This window comes from Streptomyces sp. NPDC044033 (assembly GCF_056434425.1).
The window spans coordinates 48,527-74,312 of the sequence record NZ_JBWKFF010000034.1 but is presented as its reverse complement, the minus strand read 5'-3'; the positions used below and the strand labels follow the sequence as shown (position 1 = coordinate 74,312).

Here is a 25,786-nt window from a genome sequence, read left to right as displayed (position 1 = left end):
CCGCGCAACGGCACTTGCCGCAGCATGCCGCGCCTGATCGTATAGCGAAACAGAAGCCAAACGATCTTTGCGATGCATTTGCCCAAAGAGGCAGAATGCTCCGTCCGCGCAGACGCATCGGGCGCAATCTTCAGGAATCCTTCAGGAATTGACGGTGAGCTGAGCGATGTAGGTGCGGTCGTGTCCCAGCGGAATCACCACGAGGTGACGAGTCGTCAAGCCGGCCCTCGCCACACACTCGGGTTAGTGGTATCAATAGGTCGCCGAGTGAGGGGTGCGGCGCCCGGAGCATGCGTCCCGGCGTTGGCAACTCCGGCTTCGGCGAGCCTATTCGGCATTTTTCCGCGAGGCATGTGCGCGCGCTTTCGCGGATGCCTTATCACTCCACCCCATCGCGAAGGACGAGGGACCGATGAGACCCACTTCCCGACTGCTCACCGCGGGCGCCATCATCGGCGCCACGCTGCTGGGTAGCTCTGCAACGGCGATCGCCGAAGGCGCGGGTACTCCCCCGTCGGCCGTGGAGGACTTCGACTACCCCCAGGCGGACAAGATCTTCAAGGAGCGTGGCATCAGGCTCAAGCGCGGCGACGGGCACATCATACTCACCGCGTGCGACGACCGCCCCGGGCTCGTCGAGGTGCATGCTCGCAAGATGGAGGATACGGACCCCGTCGGCGGGGGGCACTTCTGTTTCCGTGTCACCGGGAACGAAGGCTACTTGAGCCTGGAACTGCCCGCGGTGTATGCGGCCAGAGGCAATGACTATGCGGTGAATCTCAACATGATCACGGCCGATTCTGAAAAGTCCTTCAGTTTGGACAAGGAGAAGTGGACCCCGGTCGGAGAGCCCGCCGACCCGCAAGGGCGCGATTTCACCTTGCTGGAGATCGTCGCCAAGAAGTGACGGCCGACTCACTCCCGTAGGCACCTCTCCGCGCTTTGGAATCCCAAGAAATGGTCAAGGAATATACATGTCTGGCAAGGCTTCACGCTCTGTGTGGGCAGCAGCATTTCTCGCGACCGGCATCGTCGCCGGCCTGTTGACCAGCACGCAGGCGCACGCCGTCGTCGGAGACGAGGGCAAAGACGGGCAGTATGCGTTCACTGCGAAGCTCGACATAGGCGAGGGCAAGCGCAGTTGCTCGGGCTCGCTGGTCGAGAGCCAGTGGGTCCTCACCGCCGCCAGTTGCTTCGCTGACGTCCCGTCACAAGGCTTCCAGATCACCGGAGGCGCACCGAAGGAGAAAACGGTCGTCACCGTCGGACGTACGGACCTCACGAGTGGGACCGGCACGGTGGTCGACGTGGTCGAGCTCGTACCGCGGGGTGATCGTGACCTTGTGATGGCCAAGCTGGCCGAGCCCGTCACCGACGTTGCTCCGATCGCCGTGGGCACGGCCACGCTCCGCCAGGGCGAGGAGTTGCGGGTCGCGGGTTACGGTCGCACCAAGGACGACTGGGCGCCTGATCGGCTGCACTCCGCCGCGTTCGATGTGGACTCGGTGAAGAACACCACCATCGGTCTTGTGGGTAAAACCCCCGCCGGAGCCAGCGTCTGCAAGGGTGACACCGGCGGGCCGACATTCCGGGAGGACAAGGGGCACCCCGAACTGGTTGCTGTCAATTCCTCGGCGTGGCAGGGCGGATGCTTCGGAAGCGATGAGAAGGAGACCCGCACAGACGCCGTCGACACCCGTGTGGACGACATCGCCGACTGGGTTCAGCAGGTCTACTCCCGCACGCTGCTGCCCAGGGCGAACTGGAAGAGCGCGGACTACCTCGCCTCGGGGTACTTCACCGGCGGTTCTGCCGGTGGCAAGCGGCACATGGACATGGTTGTCCGCTGGTCCGACGGCTCGGTCACCCTCTACCAGGGCGCCGACCACAATGACCCCAAGTACCCGTTCTCGGCAGAGCACCAGCTGGCGAAGGCCGGGAGCACCTGGCAGTACGCACGGGGCATCGCGGGTGGCAACTTCACGGGAAGCGGTAGTGACGGGCTGATCGTGCGCTGGATCGACGGTGAGGTGACCGAGTACACCCATGTCGACCAGGACGGGTTTCACGGGGAGAAGACACTCTTCCCCGAGACCACAGACAACCCGTTTTGGAAGAACGCCCGGCTCATCACAGTGGGCGACTTCACCGGTGATGGACGGCGTGATGACCTGCTCGCTCTGTGGGAGAACGGCTCGGTGTCGATGTACTCCGACATCGACGGCCAGGGTCTGAAGGGCTGGACCCAGCTGCGGAACGCGGACAAGAACTGGACCCAGGTCGCGCAGATCAGCTCGGGCGCGTTCACCGGAAAGAAGACCGACGACCTCCTGCTCAGCTGGACCAACGGCAACACCGCGGTCTTCCCCGGCGTCGATACCCAAGGGTTCCACGGCAGCACCGATATCAGGCCCGCCGGCTCGGCATGGAAGAACGCGCAAGTGCTCACTGTAGGAGCATTCGCGGACAACACCCGCCCCGACGATGTCCTCGTGCGATGGAATGACGGCAACCTCAGTTACTATCCGGGCGTCGACGGCTCAGGAACCCACGGCGAGATCCAACTCGTCGGCTGAGGAGGAATTGCTGCCGGCTTCCACGTCGGTGGGGTAGGCGGGCTTGTGCTGTCGTGAGGCTGTTCGGCGGCGAGCCGTTCGATGATACTGCTCAGCGACGAGCTCAGGCCCGGGGCAGGAACGACGCCACGGCCTCGGCGTACCCGTCCGGGTCGTCGTCGTGCAGCCAGTGGCCGCACTCCGGGAACTCCACCACTACGGTGCCCGGCCGCCGCTCCGCCATCTCGCGGGCGTGGGCGGCGGAGAGCATGAAGCTGCGCCCGCCGCGCAGGAGCAGCGCCGGGCATGAGGAGCCGAGCCACCGGTGCCAGTGGTCGCCGGCCGTGGCCCGCTGCGACTCCATCATCTCGGCCGGAACGAACAGCAGCCGCCAGCCGTCGCCGTCCGGCTCCGCGCTGTCCAGGAAGTACGCCGGGTCGGGGATGCCCCGCGCGGCGATCGCCTCGCCCAGCGCCGCGCGGCTGTCCGCCCGTACCGGCCAGTCGGACACGTCGAGGACCGGATGGGCCACCTCGGGCGGCTGGTTGACCGCGCCCATGTCCTCGATCACCAGGGTCCGTACGAGCTCCGGGCGCCGCGCCGCGAGGGTGAAGGCGGTCAGGCCGCCCATGGAATGCCCGACCACCGGCAGCGGCCCGATGCCGCACTCCTCGATCAGGGCCGCGGCGTCGTCCGCGTACTCGTCCGCGGAGAACGGCCCGCCGCCCTCGCTCAGCCCGTGCCCGCGCTGGTCGAGCGCGATCAGCCGGTGGCGCGGTGCGAGGGCCGCGGCCAGCGGCGCGTACGAGCGGGCCCGGCCGAAGTGCCCGTGCAGGGCCAGCACGGGCGCGCCCGGCCCGCCGAAGTCGAGGTAACTCAGCCGGCGCCCGCGCAGGGCGCGGAAGGAGGGTGGGACGGGGTTCATCCGACCCACCCTAGGGACCCCGCCCCGAGCACGCCCGGGAATTAAGCGGGGCTCCCCACGTCCACGGCGGCGCACTGCCGCAGCAGCCCCGTCACGCCGGTCAGCGCGTGCAGTTCCCCGATCATGCGGATGATCCGCGGGTACGCGCCCGGGTCGGCGTCGTCGCCTCCGGCGGGGCCGCCGGACACCACCGCCTGGGTGGGGGCGGTGACGCAGCCCAGGGTGCGGGCGACCGTGCGCAGATGCTCACACGCCGAAATGGCCGTCAGCGACGCGCCGACCGCCACCACCCCGACGGGCTTGCCGCGCAGCGCGTCCTCGCGCAGGTGGTCGAGGCAGTTCTTGAGGATGCCCGAGTAACTGCCGTGGTAGCAGGGGGTCACCCAGATCATGGCGTCCGCCTCGGCGGTCTGGATCTGCAGGTCGGCCAGGTTGGCGCCGTCGGGGTCCGCGTGCAGCAGCGGCAGCGGGTGTTCGGCGAGGTCGCGCAGGACCGGCCGGCCGCCGGCCGCGGCGACGTCGCGGCAGACCAGCTCCGCCACGGACCGGGTACGCGAGGCGTGGGCGGCGGCCCCGGCCAGGACGAGTATCCGGTGGGGCGCGGCGGCGTTCACGAGTGGGCCTCCTGCGGGGTCACGTCCGGGGCCGTGCCCGCCGCCGGGCGCAGGGCGCGGTGCACGGTCTCCAGCAGTGGGGTGGTGTGGTAGCCGAAGTACTGGGCCGCGGCCAGCCGGACCGGGTCGCCGGAGTGGTAGCGCTCGTACTGCATCTGGCGCTGCCCGAACGCGCTGCCCGTGGCGTCCCAGGCGAGTTTCAGCAGCCGGACGCGGTGCTCGGCGGGCACGCCGTCCGCGCCGCGGAAGAAGCGCTCGATGGTGGGCCACAGCTCGCTGTTCAGATCCTCCTCGGACGGGGTGCTGAGCAGGCTGCCGCCGCCCAGCAGCTGGATGACCTCGATCATGCGGCTCGTCATCCGGGGGAAGTGGTAGCGCAGGGCCAGCACGGGGGCGATCGCCGGCGTGAGCGTGCCCCACTCGCTCATCTCGGCCCCGGCCTCGGCGGCCAGGATGCCGGCCTTCGCCAGCTCCAGGGAGCCCAGCACCTCGCCGAGCATCTCCTGGACGTGCAGGAAGGAGTTGGTGCCGGACATCTCGGACAGCGCGACGGCGATGCCGGTCAGCAGCTCGGCCTTGACGGCGCCGCGCACGATGCCGTGCTGACCGGTGTGGTGGCGCGCCGTCGTCACGTCGTACATGCGGTTGGCGGAGTCGACGTCGCCATGGAAGAAGACCCGGTCCCACGGCACGAGGACGTCGTCGAAGACGCAGGTCGCGTCGATCTCCTCGAAGGGCGCCAGCGGGGTGCTGACCAGCCGGGACGGGTCCGTCACCAGCGGCTCCCGGCAGACGATCCGCAGCCCGGGGGTGGCCACGGGGATCGCGAAGGCGACGGTGTACGCCTCGTCGCCGGGGTGGTACTTGGGCAGCGGGAAGACCACGATCTCGTCGGCGACCGGCACCAGCGTGCCGATGAGCTTGGCGCCGCGCACCACGATGCCCTCGCTGGTCTCGCGGACGATCCGCAGATGGACGTACGGGTCGTCCTGCTCGCTGGAGGAACGGGCCCGGCTGAGCGGCGGGTTGATGGCGGCGTGCGAGAGGAACCGGTCGCTCGCCAGGCAGGCGCTGTGGAACTCGGCGACGTTGCGGCCGAAGCGCGGGTCGGCCCGGTCGAAGAACTCGCTCGCCGAAGCGAACGCGGTGACCACGGCGTTCACGAAGTCCGGCGACCGGCCGACCAGCCCGAAGGTGGCTTCGGCGGTGGTGCGGAACGCGGCCCCGCGCCGCCGCAGGGTGTGCGCGTCGCGCGGCACGGCCAGTGACATCGGGTAGCGCTCGCCGCCGTCCTCATAGGTGAGCACGTCGCGCAGCAGCGGGTCGTGCTGCTGGTCGTAGAGGCGGGCCACGGTGTGCGCGGCCGAGGCCAGGACCGGTTCGGCCAGCACGTCGTCGACGCGCCGCCCGTACAGCCAGACCTCGCGCCCGTCCCGCAGTCCGCTCAGATACTCGGCTCCCGTACGGATCGTCATGCCTGCACCCCCATCGCCACCTGGCTGGCCCCGGCTTCGGTCTCGGCGCCGAGCGCGGTCGGCGAGTGGAGCGGCGTACGGGCGTGGTGCAGCAGGTCGCCGCTGGTGCGCCAGAGGACTTCCGGCGGGGTGCCGTGCTCGCGCAGCCACTGGTCGTCATAGGTCTCGTACAAGTAGTTGGCGCCGGTGTCCGGGGCGATGGCCAGCACTGGCTCGCCCGGGTTCGCGGCGGCGAAGGCGAGGGCCGCGAAGACCGCCGCGCCACCGGACTCGCCCAGCAGCAGCCCCTCCTCGCCGGCCAGGACCCGGCAGACCGACAGGGCCTCGGTGTCGGCGACCCGGTGCAGTGAGTCGAAGGCGTGGGGCAGCAGGTTGCCGGGGCGCCAGCTCAGGCCGATGCCGCGCATCTTGTACGGCTCGAAGCGGTGGCCGAAGGCGGCGGAGCCGACCGCGTCCACCGCGCGGACGTGCAGGTCCGGGAACTGCTCCTTGAGCCCCGCGCTCAGCCCGCTCAGGTGCCCGCCGGTGCTGACCGTCGCGACCAGCGCGGCCAGGTGGTCGAAGTCCTTGGTGATCTCCCGCGAGGTGTGCAGCCGGTGCGCCCGCGGGTTGTCGGGGTTGTTGTACTGGTCCAGGGTGTGGGCGCCGGGGGTGTCCTGGACCAGTTGGCGCACCCGGCGGATGCGGGCCGCCTGGTAGCTGCCGTCCGCGTCCGGCCGGGCGACCATGTCGATCTCGGCGCCGAGGCTCGTGGCGTAGGAGAGCACGGACTGGGGCGTCTTGGGGTCGACGACCAGGATGATGCGGTACCCCTTGACCGCGCCGATCAGGGCCAGTGACTTGCCGAGGTTGCCCGAGGTCGACTCGATGAGCGTAGCCCCCGGGCCCAGGCGGCCCTCCTGTTCGGCCTGCTCGACCATGTGCAGGGCGGCGCGGTCCTTGATGCTGCCCGACGGGTTGGCGCCTTCCAGTTTCACGTAGACGCGGTCCTGCGGCCGGGGCAGCAGCCGGCGTAAGCGGACGACGGGGGTGTCCCCGAGCGTCTCCAGCACGTTCTCGTAGATCACGGTGTCTCCTCGTGGGGCGGTGCCGATGAGCCGATGCGGGAGCGGACCGGGTCAGGGGGCGATGAGCAGCCCTCGGTCCAGCGTCGTCAACAGGCGGTTGCCGTCCGGGCCGACGACGAAGGGGTCCTCGACGTGCACACAGCCGAAGCCGAACTCGTAGTACGGGGTCTCGATGTTGACGACCGTGCCCTCCCGCAGCTCGTCCGTGCTGTCCGGCCGGATCAGGACCCGGTCGTACACCTCGACGCCGATGCCGTGGCCGACATGGCTGCGCCGGTAGTGCGGGATGCCCGCGTCGCGCACCGCCTCGACGGTGAGCGTGAACAGGTCCCGTCCGGTCATCCCGGGGCGGGCCCGGTCCAGCGCGGCCTGCTCGCCGGCGAGCACGGCCGCGTACAGGCGCGCCAGCCGCTCCTCGGGGTCGCCCAGGGTGCACACCCGGGCGATGTCGCACCAGTAGCCGTCCACCACGGCCCCGACGTCGAACCACACGGCCTGGCCCCGGCGCAGCACGGTGCCGGTGGGCCGCCGCTGGCCGGCGACCGCGTTGGCGCCGATACGGATCAGGGTGAACCTCGGGGTGCCGCCCTGGGCCGCGACGGAGCGGTTGAACTCCCGGACCAGCTCCCGCTCGGTCACCCCCTCCCGCATGATGGCGACGGTGGCGAGGATCGCGTTCTGCGCCACGGCCGCGGCGGCCGCCACCAGCTCCTGTTCGCGGGCGGTCTTCACCTGGCGGGCATGGCGCAGATGGGCCGCGCCGGGCACCAGCTGCCAGCCGGACAGCTCCTTGCCCAGCGCGTCGAGGAACTCCGGCGGCACGCCCTCCTCGTCGACGGCCACCCGGCCGCCGCCCGGGCAGACCTGCTTCACCGCGTGGGCGAGGGCGCTCAGCGCGTCGGCGAAGCGGGTGTCGCCGGCCATGGTGTGCAGCAGGTCGTCGTCGTGGTCCAGCTCCACCTCCTCCGGCAGCTCCCGGTAGAAGGGGCCGTAGCCGATGGCCTCGGAGATCCGCTCGTCGGCGTCGAGGAACTGGTCGACCTCGCAGCGCCCGCAGACGAAGACCGCGCCCGCCCGGGTGTCCTGGGACAGGACGGCGAAGGCCCGCCCGGAGTGCGGGAACATGTCCAGGTGCACACTCTCGACGCCGGTGAGATAGGTCAGGTTCTCCGCGGTGGTGCTGACCACGGCGTCCAGTCCGCACTGGCTCATTCGCTGCTGCAGACGGTCATGGTTGACGCGCATGCGATCCGGTCTCCTCGCTGTTCATGAGTCGCCGGCGGCAGCGCGGAGCTGTCCCGTACGGCAACCGAGCACGGCATGGCCTGGGGTGGTGCGGCGTCGCCGGGACCGCGCGGGGCGCTCGGTCACGGAACGCGGGTGGGGGGCTGTCGGCGGGAGGTGCGAAGGCGCCGAATCACCGTCGGGGTTCCTGCGGGAACGGATCTGTTTCGGGATCCCTGTCGTGCCTTGTTGTGTGACAGCATTCCTGTGACCGCATAGAGGGGTCTTGTACAAACGCGACATCGGCTCCAGGGACCGGCGGTTCGGCGGTGTTCGGGGAATACCCGAACCGAAGTGACCGAGATCACAGGTTTTGGCGAGCCGGAGCAGATCCCACCGCCGCGCCTCCCGGCCGTACGGCGCCGTCGGCACCCGAGTGAGCTGGGCGGATGTCCGCTCGTACGGACGCCGGGGGCCGGTCCGCGCCCGGTATCGCCCGGTGCGGACCAATGCCCTATCCAAGTCCGCCTGTGTATTCTTCGAATGCCCACGGACCTCTGCTGTCGCGTCTGTTTTCGTGCGGCACACGTTCGGGTTTCGGCCGAACGGGCTTCCGCTGCCTTTCGGCGCCCTCTCACACCAGTTCCCCCGGCTACGGCCGCCCTTGCGGGGATACCGGAGAAGACCTCAGCGCAGAACGCATCGAAATCCGTATGGACCGATGTTCCGAAAGCTTCGGGGGTATCAGGCGTGAGCAGAAGTCAGTTGGCCGCGGCGCAATCGAAAGAGCTGGTCTGGAGTTCTTCCGGACCGGCTCTGCGCGGCCATGTACTGGGATACCGGGGCTTCATGTTCGGGGCGAGGGGGCCCGGCCGCTGGCTGGTCGCGCCGGACGGCGTCGTCAAGGTCGTCCTCGGTTTCAGCGGGCCGCTGCGCGTGCTCGACGCCGTGCGGCCCACCCGGTCGGTCACCGCCATCTCCCTGGTCAGCGGCGTCCACGCCACCGCTACCGTGGGCGAGCACGCCGGCCCCGTGCACGGGGTCACCGTGCTGCTGACGCCGCTCGCGGCGTACCGCCTGATGGCGGTGCCGATGGCCCAACTCGCCTGCCGGAATCTGGACATGACCGAGCTGTTCGGCACGCGATTACGCCGGTTCGTCGGCAGGCTGGCCGAGGCGCCCACCTGGGGCTCGCGCTTCGCCCTGCTCGACGAACTGCTCACCTCGCGGCTGCTCGCCGGACCGCCGTGCTCGCCCGAACTCGCCTGGGCCTGGCGGCAACTGCACCGCACCGCGGGCCGTATGTCCGTACGGCAGCTGGCCGCCGAGACCGGCTGGAGCCACCGTCAGCTGGAGCGCCGCTTCCTGGAGCAGGTCGGCCTGCCGCCGAAGTCGCTCGCGCAGGTGCTGCGGCTCCAGGAGGCGCTGCGCTGCAAAAAGCGCGGGATGACATGGGCGGAAGTGGCCGCGGCGGCCGGATACCACGATCAGCCGCACTTCACTCGCAGCTTCAAGGCGATGATTGGCTGTACCCCCGGAAGATTTCCCGCGGCCCGGGACGGCGAAGGCCGGGGCGGGCCGCTCGACTCCCTTCCCGACCAGTTCATCAGCGAACTGCTGCACGGCAGGGCGGCGGGCATGTCGCGTTTGTGCAAGACCCCTTAAGCCATTCACCGGGATGCTGTTCACGACCCGCGTGGCACATTCCCGAAGCGGGCCGTCGCCGGGGGAACTGCACTCGGCCGCGGCGCCATTGCGACATCGCGGCGGGTATTCATGAAATCCGCTGAGGGCGGGCCCCTGGCCATTCCGCATGCCCGAACAATCCATAGCAGGAAGGCAGGAGACATATGTGCGGCATCGCAGGGTGGGTCGCTTTCGATCGCGACCTGCGCACCCAGCAGCCGATCGTGGACGCCATGACCGACCCCATGGCCTGCCGCGGCCCGGACGGCCGCGGCACCTACGTGGACCGGCATGTCGCGCTGGGCCACCGCAGGCTGGCCATCATCGACCTGCCCGGCGGCGCGCAGCCGATGAACGTGGACACACCGCACGGCACCGTCTCCATGGTGTACTCCGGCGAGGTGTACAACTTCACCGAGCTGCGCGCCGAACTCGCCGCCCGCGGGCACGCGTTCACCACCCACTCGGACACCGAGGCCGTGCTGCGCGGCTATCTGGAGTGGGGCGACGCCGTCGCCGAGCGCCTCAACGGCATGTACGCCTTCGCCATCTGGGACGGCCGCGAGCAGCGGCTCGTGATGATCCGCGACCGCTCGGGCATCAAGCCCTTCTACTACTACCCCACCCCCGGCGGCGTGCTCTTCGGCTCGGAGCCCAAGGCGATCCTCGCCAACCCGCTCGCCGAACGCACCGTCACCGTCGACGGCTTCCGCGAACTGTTCGCCTTCATCAAGACGCCCGGCCATGCCGTGTGGGAGGGCATGCGCGAGATCGAGCCCGGCACCGTCGTCACCGTGGGCCGGGCGGGCATCCGCACCACCCGCTACTGGACCCTGGAGACGAGGGAGCACACCGACGACCGGGACACCACGGTGGCGCGGGTGCGGGAGCTGCTCGACGACATCGTGCGCCGCCAGATGGTCGCCGACGTGCCGAGCTGCACCCTCCTCTCCGGCGGCCTGGACTCCTCGGCGATGACCGCGATCGCCGCGGCGCAACTGGCCGGCCAGGGCGAGAAGGTGCGCAGCTTCGCGGTGGACTTCGTCGGGCTGACCGAGAACTTCGTCCCCGACGCGCTGCGCGACGCCCCGGACACCCCCTTCGTGCACGACGTCGTCGAGAAGTCCGGCACCCTGCACCAGGACATCGTCCTCAGCTCCGCCGACATCGCCGACCCGGAGGTGCGCCGGAAGGTGATCGGCGCCCGCGACATCCCCTCCGGCCTCGGCGACCTCGACACCTCGCTGTATCTGCTGGCCAAGGCGGTCCGCGGGCACGCGACCATGGCCCTGTCGGGCGAGTCGGCCGACGAACTCTTCGGCGGCTACAAGCAGTTCTTCGACCCCGAGGCCCGCAAGGGCACCACCTTCCCGTGGCTGGCGCAGCACCAGCAGTTCTTCGGCCAGGGGCAGGAGGCGCGGCCCCAGGCCCGGCAGGGCCTGCTGAGCGACCAGCTGAACGGCGCGCTCGACCTCGACACGTACATCCAGGACTCGTACCGCTCCGCCGTCACCGACATCCGGCGGCTCGACGGCGAGAGCGAGCCGGAGTGGCAGATGCGCAAGATCAGCTATCTGCATCTGACCCGGTTCGTACGCATCTGGCTCGACCGGAAGGACCGCACCTCCATGGCCTCCGGTCTTGAGGTGCGGGTCCCGTTCTGCGACCACCGGCTGGTGGAATACGTGTACAACACGCCGTGGGCGCTGAAGAACTTCGACGGCAAGGAGAAGTCGCTGCTGCGCGCGGCGGCGGCCGATGTGCTGCCCGAGTCCGTGGTGAAGCGGCGGAAGTCCCCCTACCCCTCCACCCAGGACCCGACGTACGCCGCCGCCCTGCGCGACCAGTGCGAGGAGCTGCTGACCACCCCGGGCCACCCGGTGTTCGACCTCATCGACAAGGGGCGGCTGCGCGAGGCGGTCTCGGCGCGGACCCCGCAGATCGACCAGGCGTCCCGGCGCGACCTGGAGCGGACGCTGGATCTCGCCGTGTGGATCGACATGTACGCACCCACCATCAAGCTGCCCTGACCGGGCGGGAGCAGCACAGAGCCCCCGGGCCGGCGGCGGTCCTCGAAAGAGGGTCCCGCCGGCCCGGGGGCTCCGTGCGGTCGCGGCTCAGGCCGCGCGTGCCTTCGTCGCGTAGACGTCCACGTACTCCTGGCCCGAGAGGTCCATGACATCGCTCATGACCTCGTCCGTCACGGCGCGCAGCACATACCGGTCGCGGTCCATGCCCTCGTAGCGGGAGAAGTCCAGCGCCTCGCCGAAGCGGACCGTCACCGGGCTGATGCGCAGCCGGCCCTTGCCGCCCGGCTGCACCTTGTCGGTGCCGATCATCGCGAACGGGACCACCGGCGCGCCCGTCATCAGCGTGAGCCGGGCCACGCCCGTACGGCCGCGGTAGAGCCGGCCGTCGGGGGAGCGGGTGCCCTCCGGGTAGATGCCGAACGCCTTGCCCTCCTCCAGCACCCGGCGCCCGGTCATCAGCGCCGCGACGCCGCCGCGCCCGCCGTCGCGGGCGACGGGGATCATGCCGGAGGCGGTGAAGAACCACGCCATGAGGCGGCCCTTGATGCCCTTGCCCGTGACGTACTCGTCCTTGCCGATGAAGTACACCGGCCGCTTCACGACCAGTGACATGAACAGCGAGTCGATGAAGGTGACGTGATTGCCCGCCAGGATCACCGGCCCGGACTCGGGGATGTTCCCCAGGCCCTCGACCCGCGGGCGGTACAGGACGCGCATGAGCAATCCAAGAATCGCCTTGAGCATGATCCGGGACAACGGGGCCCTCCGGTCGTGGTGGTCGGCTGTTGCGCACGCTGCGCACCTTGGCGCAGCTCCGGACGATACTCGGGGGAACCCGTGCACCGCACACCGGGCTCACCGGCCGATACGCAGTGTTGATGTGTGTTTCTCCTCTATTTCGCCCAGGGGGTCCCATACGAAAGCGGTGCACGTCTACGATCGGCCCGACCCATGATCGGTGCCGTACATGACAGAAGAGGAGTGCTCATGGAGCAGGAGCGGGGACAGGGACCGGCGCGGCGCGCCCTCCTGGGGGCGGCCGCCCTCGGGGCGGGGGCCGCGGTGCTGGGCGGTGCGGGGGCCGCCGAGGCGGCGCCGCGCGGCAGCTCGCACGGCTCGCACACCGGGCACGGCTCGTACCGGGACCTGCCGACGCCGACGGTCGTCGGACACCGCGGCGCCAGCGGCTACCGGCCGGAGCACACGCTCGGTTCGTACCAGTTCGCCCTCGACAACGGGGCGGACGTCATTGAACAGGACGTCGTCCCCACCAAGGACGGGCATCTCGTATGCCGTCACGAGAACGACATCACCGCCACCACCGACGTCTCGGCGCACCCCGAGTTCGCGCACCGCAAGACGACGAAGACCGTCGATGGAACCAAGCTCACCGGCTGGTTCACCGAGGACTTCACGCTCGCCGAGATCAAGACGCTGCGCGCCAAGGAGCGCATCCCGGGCAACCGCCAGCGCAACACCCTCTACGACGGGCGCTGGGAGGTGCCGACCTACGAAGAGGTCCTCGAATGGGCCGAGGAGCAGGGGCGCAAGCGCGGCCGGCGGATATGGCTGCACGTCGAGACCAAGCACCCCACGTACTTCCGGGGGATCGGCCTCGGGCTGGAGGAACGCCTCGTCAAGCTGCTGCGCCGGTACGGGCGCGCCGGCCGCAATGGGCACACCTTCCTCCAGTCCTTCGAGCCCAGCAGCCTCCAGCGGCTCGGCAGGCTCGGCGCGGCCGCCCCGAAGGTCCTGCTGCTGGACGCCGCGGACACCCGCCCCTGGGACTTCGTCGTGGCGAAGGACCCGCGCACCGTCGCCGACCTGATCACCCCCAAGGGGCTCAAGTGGGTCGCCGGCTTCGCGCAGGGCATCGGGCCGACGCTGCTGCTGATCATCCCCCGGGACAAGAACGACAGGCTGACCAAGCCCACCACCCTGGTGCGGGACGCGCACGCGGCCGGGCTGATCCTGCACCCGTACACGATGCGCAACGAGAACACGTTCCTGCCCGCCGACTTCCGCCGCGGCAGCGACCCGAACGCCTACGGCGACGCCTTCGGCGCGTTCGAGGTCTACTTCGAGACAGGCATCGACGGGATCTTCTCCGACAACTGCGACACCGCGGTGCTCGCCCGGGACGCCTTCCGCAAGCGCTGAGACGCCAGCCCCCCCAGGGCTGAGAAGTCAAGGGGCGGGCGCCGCCTGACCCACATGAGTGGGGCGTGGCCGGATCGGCAACCGCGCGCCGGCACGGCCACGTCCCGCCGGGCATGAACCTCCTTGAGGAGTTGAGCCCGTTGCTCGCGGCAGAGGCCCGGGCCGAGGCGCACGCGGCGGGGATCGAGGCGGCCGACCTCGAACAGGGCGTCTGGCTGCGGCTGCTGGAGCGCACCCGCAGGGCGGGGCCGCCGACCGAGCCCGCCGCCTGGCTGCGCACGGCCGTACGGACCGAGGCGCGCGGCGCCCGCCGCCGGGCCCGCCGCGAGGTGCCGTACGACCCGGCGGGCGCCCCGCTTCCGGGCGGCCCGTACGCCGGCCCGGAATCCGAGGTCGAGTCCGAGGTGCTGGCCGCCGAGGAGCGGCGCGCGCTGCGGGCCGCCGTGCGGCGGCTGCCCGGCCGGTGCCCGCGGCTGCTGGACGCGCTGTTGTCCAAAACCGATCCTACGTACCGGGAAATCGCAGGGGAGTTGGGTATCTCACAAGGATCTTTGGGACCGGTCCGTTCCCGTTGCCTGGGATGCCTGCGCAGAATGCTCACGGCGGAGGTTGCGGCTCCTGACCCCTGGGGAAGGGAGCGTTAGACAATCGGCGCCACGGAGACGACGTCCACCCTCGGCGTCGCTCCGGCCCGAGCGGCACCGAAAAGGGAGGCATGCGCACATGGGCATGAGCGTGACCATCTCTGCGGCGACCGAGCACGACGCCGAGCAGATCCTCAAACTCCAATATCTCTGCTACCAGGAGGAAGCCGCGCTGTACGGCGACTACTCCATCGAACCGCTCACCCAGTCCTTCGACGACGTGCGCGCCGAACTGGGCGCCGGGTGCGTGCTCGTGGCCCGGCTCGGCGGGGAAGTCGTCGGCTCGGTGCGGGGCACGGTCGACGCGGACGGCACGGCGAGCATCGCCAAGCTGATCGTCCACCCGCGGCTGCAACGGCACGGCCTCGGCGGGCGGCTGCTCGCCGCGATCGAGGAACTGCTGACACAGGAGCGGTCGGCCAAGCGGTACCGGCTGTTCACCGGCCACCGCAACGAGGGCAATCTGCGCCTCTACCGGAAGTACGGCTACGCACCCGTCTCCCGTGAGGAGGTCAGCCGGCAGCTCACCCTGGTGACCCTGGAGAAGACCGTCGACGCGGATGCGTACGTGGCCAGCGCCTGAGCGCCGTGCGGTCCGGGGCCGCCGGCCGTCCGGCCGGCGGCCGCGTCAGCGCTTCGCCCGGCGGAGCCAGACCATCGCGGTCACCGGCAGGATGACCGGGATGAAGAGGTACCCCATGCCGTAGTCCGACCAGACTGTCGCGTCGGGGAAGGCGGACGGCGCCACCAGCGTCCAGGTGCCGACGACCAGCACCCCCGCCAGCTCGGCGGCGCAGCACACCAGCGCCGCCCGGCGGGCGCCCTCGCCGCCGCGCACCAGGGAGTACGTGATGAAGGCGTACACCACGGCGGCGATGGCCGAGAGCACGTAGGCGAGCGGCGCCCGCCCGAAGTCCATGATCATCTGGACGACCGAGCGGGACGCCGCCGCGACGGTGAAGACGCCGTAGAGCCAGACCAGCAGCCGGCCCGGCCCCTCGCCGAGGCTGAACCCGGCCTTCTTCCCGGTCTGCCCGGTTTCGTCGTCCGAGCGCTCCGTCGTCGCGGAGTCGGGCATCGTCAGCCTCCCCAGATGTCGTAGAGCCGCACTTCCAGCACGGCCAGGATGACGCCGCCCGCCGCGACCGTCACCGAACCCCAGCGGGTCCGCTCCGACAGCGACATGAAGCCGGCCGCCGGTACGCACGCCGCCGAGCCGATCAGATACGCCACGAAGATCGGCAAGCCCTGGCCCGGCCGCTCGCCCCGCGCCAACTGCATGACGCCGACGACCAGTTGGGCCAGGGCGAGCAGCGACACCACGGCCATGCCGATGAAGTGCCAGTCCTTGGTGGGCTGGTCGCGGTAGGCGGCGAAGCCGCACCACGCGGCCAGCGCGAGCGCGCACACGCCGACCGCGGCGGTCAGGACGGTGATCACCGGGGCCTCCGCGCGGCGCGAGCGGAGGGAGCGGGCTTGACAGGCATGCGCCGACTCTAATCGGCGACCGCCGCCGGGCTCCGTGCACCCCCGCCGGGCCGTACGGGCGACAGGGGGCGCGGCGGGGGTGCGGCGGGGGTACGGGCCGTGGTCTTGGCCACAGCGTACGAGCGTGGCGAGCCGGTCGCGGGCGCTCCGGGAAACGGTCCACGACCGATGCCGACAGTAGTCGCGGCGGGCGGCGCGGGGGTGCGGCACCCGGCCGGGCCGCGATCGAGGGTGTCCACGGACCGGTCAATGACGTCCAGGATATGGACATGCTTGATCGGGTCATGCGCACGTCTGTTTTACTTGAAGACATGACCACGACGAGCAGCCGCACCCTTGCGACCGAGGCGATGACGACGCCCGGTGCTCGTTGCCTGTGTCGAATGTGTGACCGCTGAGGGCCCCTGTCCGAGCCTCGCGCCCCGAAGCGAGACCGTGAGCCATGAAGCCGTGACCGTACGAGCTCCGCCCGTGCCGACCGGCCACGCCCCGCGTCACCGGACCCCCCGGCCGCGCCCGCGCGCCCCGCCGGGCTCCCCGCTGCCGCGCTCCGCAATGCATGCCCGTGCCCGGCACCACCCCGCCGCGCACTCGACAGTGACGGAAACCCCTGTGATCACCACGACAGACCTGACCAAGGTCTACCGCTCGCGCGGCCGCGAGGTCACCGCCCTCGACGGCGTCGACCTGCATGTCCGCGAGGGCGAGGTCTACGGCGTCGTCGGCCAGAGCGGCGCCGGAAAGTCCACCCTCATCCGCTGCGTCAACCTCCTGGAGCGCCCCAGCTCCGGCACGGTCACCGTGGCCGGCCAGGACCTCACGGCCCTCGCCGGACGCGGTCAGCGCGCCACCGCGGAACTCCGCCGGGCCCGCAGCCGCATCGGCATGGTCTTCCAGCACTTCAACCTGCTCTCCTCGCGCACCGTGCGCGACAACGTCGAGCTGCCGCTCGAAATCCTCGGCGTCTCCGGCAAGGAGCGCACCCGCAAGGCGCTGGAACTGCTGGACCTCGTCGGCCTCGCCGCCCAGGCCAAGGCGTACCCGGCCCAGCTCTCCGGCGGCCAGAAACAGCGCGTCGGCATCGCCCGCGCCCTCGCGGGCGACCCCAAGGTGCTGCTCTCCGACGAGGCGACCTCCGCCCTCGACCCCGAGACCACCCGCTCGATCCTCCAGCTGCTGCGCGACCTCAACCAGCAGCTCGGTCTGACCGTGCTGCTCATCACCCACGAAATGGACGTCGTGAAGACCATCTGCGACTCCGCGGCCCTGATGAAGGGCGGCCGCGTCGTCGAATCCGGCACCGTCTCCGAACTGCTGGCCACCCCCGGCTCGGAGCTGGCCGCGGAGCTCTTCCCGGTCGGCGGCGAGCCGTCCGGCCCGGACCGCACCGTCGTCGACGTCACCTTCCACGGCGAGGCCGCCACCCAGCCGGTCATCTCCCAGCTCTCCCGTACGTACAACATCGACATCTCGATCCTCGGTGCCGCCATGGACACCGTGGCGGGCAAGCAGGTCGGCCGGATGCGCATCGAACTGCCCGGCCGCTTCGAGGAGAACGTCGTCCCCATCGGGTTCCTGCGGGAGCAGGGGCTCCAGGTCGAGGTCGCCGCGGTGGCCGGGGAAGCGCCCCCCGATGCGGCCGACGCCGTGCGGCAGGGCGCCGGACTCCAGAAGGACGGTGCCAAATGACCTGGTCCGAGATGCAGCCCCTGCTGTCCGTCGCCTGTCTCGACACCCTCTTCATGGTCCTGTGGGCCACCGTGTGGACCGTCGTCGTCGGGCTGCCGCTCGGCGTCCTGCTGGTCCTCACCGGCCGCGGCGGCCTGTTGCAGAACGTGGTGGCGAACAAGGTCATCGGCGCCGTCGTGAACGTCGGGCGCTCGATACCGTTCATCATCCTGATGGTCGTGCTGATCCCCTTCACCCGCCTCCTCGTCGGCACCTCCATCGGCCCCAGCGCCGCGGTCGTCGCCCTCGCCATCGGCGGCATCCCCTTCTTCGCCCGGCTCGTGGAGACCGCTGTCCGCGAGGTCGACCACGGCCTGATCGAGGCCGTGCAGTCGATGGGCGGCGGCACCGGGACGCTGGTCCTCAAGGTCCTGCTGCCGCAGGCGCTGCCCTCGATCATCGCGGGGCTCACCACCACCGTCATCGCGCTCATCGGCTACTCCGCGATCGCCGGCGCGATCGGCGCGGGCGGCCTCGGCAACCTGGCCATCGTCTACGGCTACCAGCGCTTCGAGACCGGCCTGATGATCGTCACCGTCATCGTGCTGATCGTCATCGTCACCCTCGTGCAGCTCATCGGCGACCTCGTCGCGCGGCAGCTGGCCCCGCGCGGCAGCTCCCGCGCCCAGTCGCCCGTACGGATCCGGCTGCCGTGGCCGGGCCGGACCGCCCAGGAGGCCACGATCTCCAAGTCCTGACCCGTGCGGGCGCCGTCCCGCACCCACGAGCCCGGACCCTTCGCCGGGCGCACCAACTCGTGAGATGAGAAAGAGGCACTCTTCGTGCGCAACACCATCAAGATCTCCGCAGCCGTCGCCGTCGCCGCGGCACTGACCATCGGCCTCAGCGCGTGCAGCGCGCCCTCCGACACCGACTCCGGCGGCAAGAAGGGCGACGCCGACGCGAAGCTCATCGTGGCCGCCAGCCCCACCCCGCACGCCGTCATCCTCGACTACGTCAAGGAGAAGCTGGCGAAGAAGGCCGGGCTCAACCTGGAGGTCAAGGAGTTCAACGACTACAACCTCCCCAACACGTCCACCGAGAACGGCGACGTCGACGCCAACTTCTTCCAGCACAAGCCGTTCCTGGACGAGTTCAACAAGAAGAACAAGACGCACATCGTGCCCGTCGTCAACGTCGAGATCGAGCCGCTGGGCCTCTACTCCAAGAAGGCCGGCAAGCTCTCCGACATCAAGCCCGGCAACAAGATCGCCGTGCCCAACGACGCCACCAACGAGGGCCGCGCCCTCAAGCTGCTCGCCGACCACAAGCTGATCGACCTCAAGGCCGGTGTCGGAGCCAACGCCAAGCTGTCCGACATCACCGACAAGAAGGGCCTGAGCTTCACCGAGCTGGAGGCTCCTCAGATCCCGACCCGGCTCAAGGACGTCGACGCCGCGGTGATCAACGGCAACTTCGCCATCGGCGCGCACCTCAAGCCCTCGAAGGACGCCCTCGCCCTGGAGCAGGCCAAGGACAACCCGTACGCCAACTTCCTCGCCGTGAAGAAGGGCAACGAGCACGACCCGCGCATCGAGAAGCTCGCGAAGCTCCTCAACTCCGACGAGGTCAAGAAGTTCATCGAGAGCAAGTACACCGACGGCTCCGTGCTGCCGGCCTTCGGCCCCGTCAAGAGCTGACACCGGCTCCGGCGCCGCGGCCCCCGCGCCCGTACCGGCGTCCGTACGGACCCGGGCCCCGCACACGCGACCGGCGTGCGCGGGGCCCACGCGCTTGGCACGCCAGTGGGCCCATGCTGCATGCTTGTGCACTCAAGACGGTCCAGATCACCCCGGTCCCCGGCGTTGGAGCAGAGCATGACATCCACCTTTCCGGACATCTCCATCAGCACGGACCGGCTGGTGATGCGCCCGTTCGAGGAAGCGGACGTCCCCGCGCTCACCGAGATGATGAACGACGAACTCATCACGGCCTGGACCGCCGCGCCCCACCCCTACACCACCGCCGACGCCCGCGACTGGGCCGCGCGGCGCGCCCCCGCCGAGCGCACCAGCGGGCGAGGAATCGTCTTTGCGGTCACCGAGTTCCTCACCCAGCGCCTCGTCGGCACCGTCCGGCTGCGCAACACCGACTGGCCGATGCTCGCCACCGAGGTCTCCTACGCCACCGCCCCCTGGGCCCGCGGCGAGGGGTACGCCTGCGAGTCGGTGCTCGCCGTCGCCCAGTGGCTCTTCCGCGACCAGCGCTTCGAGCGCGTCGAACTGCGCACCGCCGCCGACAACGCCGCCGGTCAGCAGGTCGCCCAGAAGATCGGCTGCATCAGCGAAGGCGTGCTCCGCAACGCCTGGATAGCCCGCACCCGCACCGAGGACGGCGGCTGGGCCCGCATCCGCACCGACCTCCTCGTGTGGAGCCTGCTCCCCGAAGACCTCGACGGCGGCCACGACGAGGCGGCCGACGACTCCGGATACGCGGCGGCCTACCCCGACTGGAGCTGACGACGGGCCGGGGGAACGGGCGGAGGCCGCCGGCATCGGTCGCGGCCCGGTCTGGACCAGTCGCGATACGCTCACCGGGTTCGCGCCCCGTGCACGGGCCCGCGCCGCCGCGGGCCCGTCCAGACCTGTCCGCCGATCCACCCGCCGATAGACCTGTCGACCTGCCCGACCCGCGATAAGCCCAGGAGACTGACGACGATGGCCGACCGGGTCACGGTGATCGGTTGGGACGGCTCCCCGCTGACGGATGCGGCCCGTTCCGCCATGGAAGCGGCCACCCTCGTGGCCGGCGCCGCCCACCACCTGGCACTGCCCGAAATCCCGCCCGCCGCCGAACGGATCAGACTCGGCAGCCTGGACCTCGCCGCCCGGCGCATCGCGCAGCACCGCGGCAGCGCCGTCGTCCTCGCCGACGGCGACCCCGGCTTCTTCGGCGTCGTACGCACCCTGCGCGCCCCCGAACACGGGCTGGAGGTCGAGGTGGTACCGGCGGTCTCCGCGGTCGCCGCCGCCTTCGCACGGGCCGGCATGCCCTGGGACGACGCCCAGGTCGTCGTCGCGCACAGCCGCGACCTGCGCCGCGCCGTCAACGTCTGCCGGGCGCACACCAAGGTCGCCGTCCTCACCTCGCCGGGCGCCGGCCCCGCCGAGCTCGCCCTCCTGCTCGGGCCGGTGCACCGTACGTTCGTCATCTGCGAGGAACTGGGCACCGGGCGCGAACAGGTCACCGTCCTGACCTCCGACAAGGTCGCCGACCACTCCTGGCGCGACCCCAACGTCGTCATCGTCATCGGCGGCGCCGGCACCGCCGCCGTACAGGGCAGCGGCTGGCTCGCGGGCCACGAGCCCGGCTACCCGCCGCCCGTACGGGGCTGGGCGCTGCCCTCCGGCGCGTACGGGACCGTCCTGGGCGAGGGCGAGTCCATGGAGCTGCGCGCCGCGCAACTGGCCCGCCTCGGGCCGCGCGTCGGCGACCTCGTCTGGGACATCGGCTCGGGCAGCGGCGCGGCGGCCGTCGAGGCCGCCCGGTTCGGCGCGGCCGTCATAGCCGTCGACCGCGACGCGGAAGCCTGCGGGCGCGCCGCCACCGTCGCCCGCCGCTTCGGCGTGCAGCTCGACGTCGTGCACGGCACCGCGCCCCAGGTGCTCGAAGACCTCCCCGAACCCGACGTCATCCGCGTCGGGGGCGGCGGCGCGGCCGTCGTCGAGGCGTGCGCGGCCCGCCGGCCCGAGCGGATCGTGACGCACGCCTCGACCCGCGACGGGGCCGAAGCCGTGGGCCGGGTCCTCGCGGCGGCGGGGTACGGAGTGGAGTGCGTACTGCTCCAGGCGATGGAGCTGGACACCCGCGTATGGGCGGAGCGCGAGCGCGCCGTGGCCTTCCTGCTGAGCGGCCACCGCGCCCATCCGTGAGCCCGCTCCCGAGCCTGCTCACCAGCCCACCCATGCCCCCGCCGAGCACGGCAAAGGGTAGGCTGGCCGACTGTTGTACCGCCGTCCGGTGTTCGACTTCCCAGTCGCCAATGTCCGGAAAGCACCACCGGCTCGGTGGCGCACGAGGCAGGGTGGTACGGGCGGCATACCGCGTGCAACGTGCCGCGAGGCACGGACGCTCGTTCTTGTCTCAAGGGCGGGAGCGGTTCGAAGGAGCACTACCGATGGGCGAGGGGTACGCATGACCGACACCGGCCAGATCCCGGGCGAGGGACAGCCGGGGAACGCAGGCGCACAGCCCGGACGGCCGCTCCCCGCGGACGCCGCAGCCCCTGCCGACACCGGCTCCACCGACCGGCCGGGCCGCCATGCCCCGGGCCCGTCGACGAACGCCTTCCTCGACGCCCCGAAGGCCGTCGACGGCGACAGCGTCGTCGGCGACCTGGACGGCAGCCTCGACGGCGGGGCCGACGAGGACGATCTGCTGCTGATGCCGGGCGCGCAGGGCGCCTGGGTGGAGCAGCCCCTGACCGGCGTCGGGGCCGTCGGACCGCGCGGCGGCACGCACGAGAGCGGCGGGCGCGACACCGGGTCGGTCGAGTACGGGGGCGTGCGTGACCCGCGGCCCGCGGCCGCCGCGCACCCGGGGCCGCCGCCCGCGGCCGCCACTCCCGCTCCCGCACCGCCTGCCGCTTCCGCGGCGCCCGCCCCGCCGCGGCGCCCGCTGCACATGGGGCCGCCCGTGCCGGACACCTCCGGCGGGGTCGTACGCTCCCTCGCCGACCGCGGCCCCGCCGCGGGCGTCCCGCAGAGCTCGCCGCCCGTACGGCACGCCGGCCCGCCGACCGCGGGCCCCGAGTACCTCGATGTGCCGCGCGACGACACGGAGATGCTCGCGGGGCCGCAGCTCGGCGAGATCCCGCCGCAGGTGGGGACGTGGGACGCACAGCCGCAGGCAGCGGCCGGGCCTGCCGTGCAGGATGCGCCGGGCGGTGCCGTGGCGGATGCCCCGGCTGCCGCGCCGGCTCCTGCCCCTGACACCGCTCCCGCGCCGGTTCCCGAGCCCGCGCCCGTAGCCGCTGAGGCTGTGCCGGAGGCCGCCGAGCCGGAGGCCGAGCCGCAGCCGGAGTCGGAGTCGGAGTCGGAGCCTGAGGAAGCCGTGGCCGCTCAGGCTGTCGAAAGCGCTCCCGAGGCCGCTGCTGCTCCTGCGGCCGAGGTCGCCGAACCGCAGCCGGAGGCCCCCGCTGTCGCTGAGGCTCCCGAGGAGGCCACGGCGGGCGAGGCCGGCCCCGTCGAGGCGGGTCCCGTGGAGCCGGGTCCCGTAGAGCCGGAGGGTGCCGAGCAGGCCGGTGCGCCGGAGCCCGTGGCCGAGGCCGAGGCCGAGGGTACGGCCGCGGGGGAGCCGGAGGCCCCTGCCGCGGAGCCGCCGGCCGCCGCCGAACCGCAGCCGGAGGCCCCTGCCGCCGAACCGCAGCCGGAGGCCGAGCCCGAGGTTTCGGCCGTCGTCGAGCCGACCGTCGTCGAGCCGGCTGCCGCCGATGGCGCCGGAGCGGTGGCTGAGACGGTTGCCGAGGCACAGCCCGAGGCCGTGGCCGTCGCCCCGGACGCACCCGAGCCCGTGTCCGTCGCCCCGGACCCGGCCGTCGAGCCCGCGCCCGAGCCCCCGGCGGCGGAGGTTCCCGCGGCGGCCGAGGCCGCCGACGCCGGGAGCGAGGCTGCCGCCGAAGCGGTCGCGCAGACGCCCGCCGAACCGGTCGATGAAGCGCGACCCGAGGCCGTCGCCGCCGAGAGCGACAGCGAGGCTCCGGCCGAGGAAGCGCCTGCCGAGCTGCCGGCCGCCGAGCCGGAAGCCGCCGAAGCCGCCGAAGCCGCCGCCCCCGAGGCCGCCGCCGAGACCGACGGGCCGGCTGCGGAGCCGGCCGATGAGCCCGAGGCCGCGGCCGCGGCCGCCGCCGAAGGCGACGGGACCGAGGAGCCGGTCGCCGGGGCCGACAGCCCGGAGGCGGCCGACAGCCGGCCCGAGGCCGCCGCCCCGCACGCCGAGGCCCGGGAGGACGCGACCGTGCCGTCGCTGTCCGCGCCCGTATCCGTCGGCAGCGACGGCGTCGCGCACCTCGCCGAGGAGGCCGAGCCCGGCCCGGCACCGGTCGCCCCGGGGCACTCGATAGTCGCCGACGCGGCAGCCGAGACCGCCGTACCGCAGGACGATGCCGCCGCCGACCAGCCCGCGCCCGACGCGGAGGCGGCAGAGGCAGAGACCGCGGCAGCCGACGGCACCGCGGAGGCCCTCGACAGCGCGGAGGCCGACGACGCCGCGGAGACCGCGCGACCGGCTGCCGACGTCCCCGGCACCGCCCCCGCCGCCGGTTACGACGACGCCGAGCGCGCCGCCGTCCACCGCGTGATGCGCGAGCGCCGCGACATCCGCAACGGCTTCCGTACCGACCCGGTCCCGCACGACGTGCTCCTGCGCGTCCTGGAGGCCGCCCACACCGCGCCGAGCGTCGGGCACTCCCAGCCCTGGGACTTCGTCGTCATCCGCTCCGCGGAGACCCGCCGCACCATGCACGACCTGGCCGCGCGCCAACGCGAGGCGTACGCCAAGTCGCTGCCGAAGGCCCGGGCCAAGCAGTTCAAGGAACTGAAGATCGAGGCGATCCTCGACACCCCGGTCAACATCGTCGTCACCGCCGACCCGACCCGCGGCGGCCGCCACACCCTCGGCCGGCACACCCAGCCGCAGATGGCCCCGTACTCCTCCGCGCTCGCCGTCGAGAACCTGTGGCTCGCCGCCCGGGCAGAGGGCCTCGGCGTGGGCTGGGTCAGCTTCTTCGACGAGCGCGAGATGGTCCGCGAACTCGGCCTCCCCGAGCACCTGGAGGTCGTCGCCTACCTGTGCGTCGGGTACGTCGACGAGTTCCCGGAAGACCCGGAGCTGATGCAGGCCGGCTGGTCCAAGCGCCGCCCGCTGTCCTGGGTCGTGCACGAGGAGACGTACGGGCGACGCGCGCTGCCCGGCGAGGAGCCGCACGACCTGCTCACCGAGACCCTCCAGGGCATCCGCCCGCTCGACGCCAAGGCGCTCGGCGAGGCGTGGGAGCGGCAGAAGCGGATGACGAAGCCGTCCGGCGCGCTCGGCATGCTGGAGATCATCTCCGCGCAGCTGAGCGGGCTGTCCCGGCAGTGCCCGCCGCCGATCCCCGAGCCCGCGGCCGTCGCGGTCTTCGCCGGCGACCACGGGGTGCACGCCCAGGGCGTCACGGCCTGGCCGCAGGAGGTGACCATGCAGATGGTCGCCAACTTCCTCGGCGGCGGCGCCGTCTGCAACGCCTTCGCCAACCAGGTCGGCGCCGAGGTGTGCGTGGTCGACGTGGGCGTCGCCGGCGACCTGCCGAACACACCGGGGCTGCTGCCGCGCAAGGTACGGGCCGGGACCGGCGACTTCACGGTCGGACCCGCCATGTCCCGCGAGGAGGCGCTGCGCGCCATCGAGGTCGGCATCGAGACCGCCCGCGACCTGGTCGCGGCCGGCAACAAGGCGCTGCTGACCGGTGAGATGGGCATCGCGAACACGACCGTGTCCGCCGCGCTCATCTCCGTGTACACCGGCACCGACCCGGCCGAGATCACCGGCCGCGGCACCGGCATCAACGACGAGATGCACGCGCGCAAGGTGGACGTCGTACGACGCGCCCTTGAGCTGCACCAGCCGGACCCGGCCGACCCGGTGGGCGTACTGGCCGCGGTCGGCGGGCTGGAGCACGCCGCGCTGGTCGGGCTGCTGCTGGGCGGCGCCTCGCTGCGTACGCCGGTCATCCTCGACGGGGTGAGCGCCGGGGCCGCCGCCCTGGTGGCGCGGGCGATCGCGCCGGAGGCGCTGGCGGCCTGCATCGCGGGGCACCGGAGCGCGGAGCCCGGGCATGTGGCGGCGCTGACGAAGCTGGGGCTGCGGCCCCTGGTCGACCTCGACCTGCGGCTGGGGGAGGGCACGGGGGCGCTGCTGGCGCTGCCCGTGGTGCAGAGCGCCGCCCGGGCCATGCACGAAGTGGCCACGTTCGACGCGGCCGGGGTCACCGAGAAGGCGTGAGCCGTGGCTGCGGGCGGTGCCGAGAGGTTCCGCCCGCGGCCGGTCGTGAGCGGTGCCGAGAGGTTCCGCCCGCAGCCGGCCGTGAGCGGTGCCGACGGGCTCGGTCCGTCCTCCGCGCTCATGCGGTAGCCGTGGGTCCCGGCGTGGCACCGTAAAGTGTTCGCCGGGGGCCGACGCCCCCGTTGACCTGCCGCTCCAGCGCCGAAGCGG

General features: G+C 71.8%; 21 protein-coding genes. 13 read left to right on the top strand and 8 right to left on the bottom strand.

Going from position 1 to position 25,786, the window contains the following annotated elements; all coding sequences use genetic code 11:
* The first annotated feature begins 412 nt into the window (after positions 1-412).
* Together AC07AB_RS37420 and AC07AB_RS37415 are read left to right on the top strand one after the other, a co-directional pair.
* Positions 413-907: a hypothetical protein gene (locus AC07AB_RS37420; protein WP_478576525.1), complete on the top strand. Its 495-nt coding sequence runs from the start codon at positions 413-415 to the stop codon at positions 905-907.
* Between the two features lie 67 nt (positions 908-974).
* Entirely contained in the window at positions 975-2,576 is a 1,602-nt protein-coding gene (locus AC07AB_RS37415; protein WP_478576523.1) for a S1 family peptidase, read from the top strand.
* 103 nt (positions 2,577-2,679) lie between these two features.
* On the opposite strand, the gene AC07AB_RS37410 is transcribed toward AC07AB_RS37415, so the two are convergent.
* From AC07AB_RS37410 to AC07AB_RS37390, 5 genes are read right to left on the bottom strand one after another with little or no spacing between them, the layout of a single operon-like run.
* Positions 2,680-3,480: an alpha/beta fold hydrolase gene (locus AC07AB_RS37410; RefSeq protein ID WP_478576521.1), complete on the bottom strand. Its 801-nt coding sequence runs from the start codon at positions 3,478-3,480 to the stop codon at positions 2,680-2,682.
* 41 nt (positions 3,481-3,521) lie between these two features.
* A complete protein-coding gene (locus AC07AB_RS37405; RefSeq protein ID WP_478576520.1) occupies positions 3,522-4,094 on the bottom strand; it encodes an NADPH-dependent FMN reductase in 573 nt (190 codons plus the stop codon).
* Positions 4,091-5,569: a 4-hydroxyphenylacetate 3-hydroxylase family protein gene (locus tag AC07AB_RS37400; RefSeq protein ID WP_478576518.1), complete on the bottom strand. Its 1,479-nt coding sequence runs from the start codon at positions 5,567-5,569 to the stop codon at positions 4,091-4,093. Before AC07AB_RS37400 ends, AC07AB_RS37405 begins: the two co-directional genes overlap by 4 nt.
* Positions 5,566-6,636 carry a PLP-dependent cysteine synthase family protein gene (locus tag AC07AB_RS37395; RefSeq protein WP_478576516.1) on the bottom strand — a complete coding sequence of 357 codons (1,071 nt, stop codon included), beginning with the start codon at positions 6,634-6,636 and terminating at the stop codon, positions 5,566-5,568. Before AC07AB_RS37395 ends, AC07AB_RS37400 begins: the two co-directional genes overlap by 4 nt.
* Positions 6,637-6,687: 51 nt before the next feature.
* On the bottom strand, positions 6,688-7,881 hold the full coding sequence (locus AC07AB_RS37390; RefSeq protein WP_478576514.1) for a M24 family metallopeptidase: 1,194 nt from the start codon (positions 7,879-7,881) through the stop codon (positions 6,688-6,690).
* A 729-nt stretch (positions 7,882-8,610) separates the two neighbouring features.
* On the opposite strand from AC07AB_RS37390, the gene AC07AB_RS37385 reads away from it, so the two are divergent.
* Both AC07AB_RS37385 and asnB read left to right on the top strand, forming a co-directional pair.
* A complete protein-coding gene (locus AC07AB_RS37385) occupies positions 8,611-9,525 on the top strand; it encodes a helix-turn-helix domain-containing protein (RefSeq protein WP_478576512.1) in 915 nt (304 codons plus the stop codon).
* A 185-nt stretch (positions 9,526-9,710) separates the two neighbouring features.
* Positions 9,711-11,576: an asparagine synthase (glutamine-hydrolyzing) gene (gene asnB / locus AC07AB_RS37380; protein WP_478576511.1), complete on the top strand. Its 1,866-nt coding sequence runs from the start codon at positions 9,711-9,713 to the stop codon at positions 11,574-11,576.
* Between the two features lie 87 nt (positions 11,577-11,663).
* Here the strand turns inward: asnB and AC07AB_RS37375 are convergent, their stop codons facing one another.
* Complete coding sequence (locus AC07AB_RS37375) at positions 11,664-12,332, bottom strand: lysophospholipid acyltransferase family protein (protein WP_478576509.1); 669 nt, start codon at positions 12,330-12,332, stop codon at positions 11,664-11,666.
* A 231-nt stretch (positions 12,333-12,563) separates the two neighbouring features.
* On the opposite strand from AC07AB_RS37375, the gene AC07AB_RS37370 reads away from it, so the two are divergent.
* The 3 genes from AC07AB_RS37370 to AC07AB_RS37360 all read left to right on the top strand — a co-directional run bounded on the left by AC07AB_RS37370 (position 12,564) and on the right by AC07AB_RS37360 (position 14,963).
* Positions 12,564-13,736 carry a glycerophosphodiester phosphodiesterase gene (locus AC07AB_RS37370; RefSeq protein WP_478576508.1) on the top strand — a complete coding sequence of 391 codons (1,173 nt, stop codon included), beginning with the start codon at positions 12,564-12,566 and terminating at the stop codon, positions 13,734-13,736.
* A gap of 113 nt (positions 13,737-13,849) precedes the next feature.
* Complete coding sequence (locus tag AC07AB_RS37365) at positions 13,850-14,380, top strand: RNA polymerase sigma factor (RefSeq protein WP_478576531.1); 531 nt, start codon at positions 13,850-13,852, stop codon at positions 14,378-14,380.
* Positions 14,381-14,459: 79 nt separating this feature from the next.
* Complete coding sequence (locus AC07AB_RS37360; RefSeq protein WP_478576506.1) at positions 14,460-14,963, top strand: GNAT family N-acetyltransferase; 504 nt, start codon at positions 14,460-14,462, stop codon at positions 14,961-14,963.
* Between the two features lie 45 nt (positions 14,964-15,008).
* On the opposite strand, the gene AC07AB_RS37355 is transcribed toward AC07AB_RS37360, so the two are convergent.
* Positions 15,009-15,458, bottom strand: coding sequence for a hypothetical protein (locus AC07AB_RS37355; protein WP_478576505.1), 450 nt, complete (start codon positions 15,456-15,458; stop codon positions 15,009-15,011).
* 2 nt (positions 15,459-15,460) lie between these two features.
* Positions 15,461-15,820 (bottom strand): hypothetical protein, encoded by a 360-nt coding sequence (locus AC07AB_RS37350; protein ID WP_478576503.1) that lies wholly within the window; start codon positions 15,818-15,820, stop codon positions 15,461-15,463.
* Positions 15,821-16,423: 603 nt separating this feature from the next.
* Here AC07AB_RS37350 and AC07AB_RS37345 point away from each other — a divergent pair.
* From AC07AB_RS37345 to cobT, 6 genes are all read left to right on the top strand, one after another.
* Positions 16,424-17,557: a methionine ABC transporter ATP-binding protein gene (locus tag AC07AB_RS37345; protein WP_478576501.1), complete on the top strand. Its 1,134-nt coding sequence runs from the start codon at positions 16,424-16,426 to the stop codon at positions 17,555-17,557.
* A complete protein-coding gene (locus AC07AB_RS37340) occupies positions 17,554-18,294 on the top strand; it encodes a methionine ABC transporter permease (RefSeq protein WP_478576500.1) in 741 nt (246 codons plus the stop codon). Before AC07AB_RS37345 ends, AC07AB_RS37340 begins: the two co-directional genes overlap by 4 nt.
* Positions 18,295-18,378: 84 nt before the next feature.
* Positions 18,379-19,236 carry a MetQ/NlpA family ABC transporter substrate-binding protein gene (locus tag AC07AB_RS37335; protein ID WP_478576498.1) on the top strand — a complete coding sequence of 286 codons (858 nt, stop codon included), beginning with the start codon at positions 18,379-18,381 and terminating at the stop codon, positions 19,234-19,236.
* Positions 19,237-19,413: 177 nt separating this feature from the next.
* Positions 19,414-20,055 (top strand): GNAT family N-acetyltransferase, encoded by a 642-nt coding sequence (locus AC07AB_RS37330; RefSeq protein WP_478576496.1) that lies wholly within the window; start codon positions 19,414-19,416, stop codon positions 20,053-20,055.
* 198 nt (positions 20,056-20,253) lie between these two features.
* Positions 20,254-21,468, top strand: coding sequence for a precorrin-6y C5,15-methyltransferase (decarboxylating) subunit CbiE (gene cbiE / locus AC07AB_RS37325; protein ID WP_478576494.1), 1,215 nt, complete (start codon positions 20,254-20,256; stop codon positions 21,466-21,468).
* Between the two features lie 262 nt (positions 21,469-21,730).
* A complete protein-coding gene (cobT, locus tag AC07AB_RS37320) occupies positions 21,731-25,576 on the top strand; it encodes a nicotinate-nucleotide--dimethylbenzimidazole phosphoribosyltransferase (protein WP_478576492.1) in 3,846 nt (1,281 codons plus the stop codon).
* Positions 25,577-25,786 lie beyond the last annotated feature (210 nt).

Bases quoted from the DNA above. Each gene is read 5' to 3' on its own strand.
- AC07AB_RS37420 (WP_478576525.1), top strand. From the start codon at position 413: ATGAGACCCACTTCCCGACTGCTCACCGCGGGCGCCATCATCGGCGCC.
- AC07AB_RS37415 (WP_478576523.1), top strand. From the start codon at position 975: ATGTCTGGCAAGGCTTCACGCTCTGTGTGGGCAGCAGCATTTCTCGCG.
- AC07AB_RS37410 (WP_478576521.1), bottom strand. From the start codon at position 3,480: ATGAACCCCGTCCCACCCTCCTTCCGCGCCCTGCGCGGGCGCCGGCTG.
- AC07AB_RS37400 (WP_478576518.1), bottom strand. From the start codon at position 5,569: ATGACGATCCGTACGGGAGCCGAGTATCTGAGCGGACTGCGGGACGGG.
- AC07AB_RS37390 (WP_478576514.1), bottom strand. From the start codon at position 7,881: ATGCGCGTCAACCATGACCGTCTGCAGCAGCGAATGAGCCAGTGCGGA.
- asnB (WP_478576511.1), top strand. From the start codon at position 9,711: ATGTGCGGCATCGCAGGGTGGGTCGCTTTCGATCGCGACCTGCGCACC.
- AC07AB_RS37370 (WP_478576508.1), top strand. From the start codon at position 12,564: ATGGAGCAGGAGCGGGGACAGGGACCGGCGCGGCGCGCCCTCCTGGGG.
- AC07AB_RS37365 (WP_478576531.1), top strand. From the start codon at position 13,850: ATGAACCTCCTTGAGGAGTTGAGCCCGTTGCTCGCGGCAGAGGCCCGG.
- AC07AB_RS37360 (WP_478576506.1), top strand. From the start codon at position 14,460: ATGGGCATGAGCGTGACCATCTCTGCGGCGACCGAGCACGACGCCGAG.
- AC07AB_RS37355 (WP_478576505.1), bottom strand. From the start codon at position 15,458: ATGCCCGACTCCGCGACGACGGAGCGCTCGGACGACGAAACCGGGCAG.
- AC07AB_RS37345 (WP_478576501.1), top strand. From the start codon at position 16,424: ATGCATGCCCGTGCCCGGCACCACCCCGCCGCGCACTCGACAGTGACG.
- AC07AB_RS37340 (WP_478576500.1), top strand. From the start codon at position 17,554: ATGACCTGGTCCGAGATGCAGCCCCTGCTGTCCGTCGCCTGTCTCGAC.
- AC07AB_RS37330 (WP_478576496.1), top strand. From the start codon at position 19,414: ATGACATCCACCTTTCCGGACATCTCCATCAGCACGGACCGGCTGGTG.
- cbiE (WP_478576494.1), top strand. From the start codon at position 20,254: ATGGCCGACCGGGTCACGGTGATCGGTTGGGACGGCTCCCCGCTGACG.
- cobT (WP_478576492.1), top strand. From the start codon at position 21,731: ATGACCGACACCGGCCAGATCCCGGGCGAGGGACAGCCGGGGAACGCA.